Source organism: Persicitalea sp. (genome assembly GCF_041751555.1).
Taxonomy (GTDB): Bacteria; Bacteroidota; Bacteroidia; order Cytophagales; family Spirosomataceae; genus Persicitalea.
In genome coordinates this window covers 1-2,983 of sequence record NZ_JBGSXF010000351.1, presented here as the reverse complement: position 1 = coordinate 2,983, position 2,983 = coordinate 1, and the positions used below count along the sequence as shown (strand labels likewise).

The following is a 2,983-nucleotide window of genomic DNA, read 5'->3' as shown; positions in this document are numbered from 1 at the left end:
CTGCGCATGGTGTTCACTTTTTCCACTTTCACATCGAACATTTTCTCGACCGCTTTCTTGATCTCGTATTTGTTCGCCGTTTTTTCCACCTCGAAGGTGTACTTCCGCAAAGCTCCCTGGGCGGTCACTTTCTCGGTTATGATCGGACGCTTGAGTACACTCGTCTTATTAATGTCCATCTTATTGGTATCGGTTCAGAATGTTATCGAGTACAATCAGGGCAGGCTCGCTGATCAGCAGGCGGTCGGCGTGCAACAGTTCATAGGTGTTGACTTGCGCAGCCGTAGTGATCTTAGTCTTGGGGATATTGCGGCCCGACAGATATACATTGTTGTCGGCCTCACCCAAAATCAATAAGGTTTTCTTTCCAGTCAGCGAATGCGCATCGAGGAATTGCAAATAGTCCTTAGTCTTGGGAGCGTCGAAAGTAAAGTTCTCAAAGATCATTACCGCGTTAGCCTGTGCTTTAGCAGCCAAAACTGACTTACGAGCCAGAACTTTCGTCTTTTTGTTGATTTTAAAACCGTAGTCGCGAGGACGAGGGCCGAAGATGCGACCACCACCCACCATAATCGGCGAGCGACGGCTACCGGCACGAGCACCGCCCGTACCTTTTTGACGCTTCAGCTTGCGGGTAGAGTAATTTACCTCCCCACGCTCCTTGGCCTTGTGCGTTCCCTGACGCTGATTGGCCAGGTACTGCTTGACGTCCAGATAAACGACGTGTTCGTTGGGTTCGATTCCGAAGATTTCTTCCGACAGCGTTACCTTCTTGCCGGTGTCTTCACCCTTTACATTTAATATTGACAGTTCCATCGATCTTATTTCTCAATGATTACGAATGATTGCTTGGCACCGGGAACCGAGCCACTAATGACCAGCAGATTCTGCTCGGGGATGATTTTCAACACGCGCAGGTTTTGAATAGTTACGCGGTTGCCACCCATTCGGCCCGCCATGCGCATTCCTTTAAAGACGCGCGAAGGGAACGAACAGGCACCGATCGAGCCGGGGTGACGGGCGCGGTTGTGCTGACCGTGGGTTTGTCCACCCACACCAGCGAAACCATGACGCTTAACTACACCCTGGAAACCGCGTCCTTTGACTTTACCGACCACGTCCACGAAATCACCTTCGGCGAAAACGTCTTCGATCATCAGCGTCTTACCCAGTTCAAACTCACGGGCGAAGTATTTGAACTCGACCACTTTACGCTTGGGCGTAGTGCCCGCTGCCTTGAAGTGGCCCAGCATGGGCTTAGTAGTGTTCTTCTCTTTCTTCTCGCCGTAAGCAAGCTGAACGGCTTTGTAGCCATCTTTTTCCGGGGTCCTGAGCTGCGTCACTACGCAAGGACCCGCCTGAATCACCGTACATGCCAGAGCCTGCCCGTCAGCATCGTACAAACTGGTCATTCCGATCTTTTTTCCTATTAAACCAGACATTTTTTATTGTGTTAAAATAGCAGGATTGAACCTATTTTTTAAAACGGACTGCAAAGTTAGTAAAAGCTTTTTAACATCCTACCCGCACCCCTTTATATTTTTCTGATTTTCAACAAAAAAGGTCAAATGTGCTTGACATCTGACCTCAATCGCCATCGGGAATACTTGTTGAGGCTTTGCATGCCCCTTTCCGGTGGGAAGAACTCAGATGTGGTTTCCAAAAAGATGGACCTTCACCCGACCAATATGTTTCAATCATTCGTCAGGAAGTAAAATTCCCAACGTACCTTTTATACTTTAATCTCTACATCGACACCGCTGGGTAATTCCAGTTTCATCAAAGCGTCGACGGTCTTGGCGCTGGATGAGAAAATATCGACCAAACGCTTGTATGTGCAGAGCTGGAATTGCTCGCGGGATTTCTTGTTCACGTGTGGTGAACGCAATACCGTAAACTTCTCCTTCTTGGTTGGCAAAGGAATGGGGCCGCTGATGACAGCACCCGTCGCTTTCACCGCCTTGACAATTTTCTCCGCCGAAGCATCGACCAGCATATGGTCGAAAGATTTCAGCTTGATGCGAATTTTCTGATTCATTCTAATGATTGGTAAACTGGTTCATTATATAGGCATCCGTTCCCGACGAACCTCCACTCACAAAAGAACCATTTGCTTTGTCAGTGGATTTTACGATTCGATTGCCAAACGTAAGTCGGCTGAAATCGGGCGGGTTAGCGGTTGTAGTGCCTCCCCTCCCAAAAATCGAGTCGCAAAATTACAGTATTGTTTTTGTTTTAGCAATAGTCGGGGCGTTTTTTCTTGGGATGAGTGATTGGAGAAGATTTTCTCCGGCTTAGCAGCGATGCTTCTTCTAATAAAATTACTAAGAAAGCTCGGAAGCCGACAGAACACGCACACCAAGCACACAGTTAAATAATTTCTTGGAAAAAAGAAAAAAAATGGGCAAAACCTTTGTAGTATCTATTTTATTTTTTTTATATTTTTGCTAGAATCCACAACTCGATTCTTGCAATGAACCACACCGCCAGCCCAACTGAGGCTTTCATCGAAGCAGCTGCCTCCCTCATGGAGCTAAGCCAGGAAGTCCGCCAGCACCTGAGCGACCACCTCAGAGTCCGCCCCTTCGACCCCCGCCAGTTGCTCCTGCGCAAAGACCACGCCTTCGATGGCGTCTTTTTCATCTATCCGGGCCGGGTGCGGGGGCTGCGCGATGCCCCCAACGGCAAGGAAGTAAGCGCGTGGTTCCTGGCCGAGGGCGATTTCATTCCGCCCGTGTACAATAAGCCGGATGGCAGCCCGGCCTTCAAGGCCGTCGAAATGCTGGAAGAATCGACCATCGTCTGGCTCAACCGAGGCGACCTCGGTCAACTGTACGACCTCTTTCCGAAACCCGACCTTTGGAGCATCTCATCACTCTCCTTCACTTGGGCCGGGTCACGGAGCTTTGGGAGGCGTTTCAAATCTATCCCAATAGCAAAGAGCTATACAAATGGCTGCTGGAACGTTTCCCCCAATGGGCGG

5 protein-coding genes are annotated in these 2,983 nt (G+C 49.3%); 1 reads left to right on the top strand and 4 read right to left on the bottom strand.

Translation table 11 applies throughout. The features are described 5' to 3' along the window. From ACEW8P_RS12660 to rpsJ, 4 genes are all read right to left on the bottom strand, one after another. Window positions 1-179, bottom strand: a 179-nt coding sequence (locus tag ACEW8P_RS12660) for a 50S ribosomal protein L23 (protein WP_373513441.1), incomplete at its 3' end; no start/stop codon positions are given. Window position 180: 1 nt separating this feature from the next. Next, window positions 181-816, bottom strand: coding sequence for a 50S ribosomal protein L4 (rplD, locus tag ACEW8P_RS12655; protein ID WP_373513440.1), 636 nt, complete (start codon window positions 814-816; stop codon window positions 181-183). A gap of 5 nt (window positions 817-821) precedes the next feature. Continuing rightward, on the bottom strand, window positions 822-1,442 hold the full coding sequence (gene rplC / locus ACEW8P_RS12650; RefSeq protein WP_373513439.1) for a 50S ribosomal protein L3: 621 nt from the start codon (window positions 1,440-1,442) through the stop codon (window positions 822-824). 290 nt (window positions 1,443-1,732) lie between these two features. Further along, window positions 1,733-2,038: a 30S ribosomal protein S10 gene (rpsJ, locus tag ACEW8P_RS12645; protein WP_189562562.1), complete on the bottom strand. Its 306-nt coding sequence runs from the start codon at window positions 2,036-2,038 to the stop codon at window positions 1,733-1,735. Window positions 2,039-2,473: 435 nt separating this feature from the next. Here rpsJ and ACEW8P_RS12640 point away from each other — a divergent pair. Further along, window positions 2,474-2,983: Crp/Fnr family transcriptional regulator (locus tag ACEW8P_RS12640; protein WP_373513438.1), on the top strand; the 510-nt coding region annotated here is incomplete at its 3' end.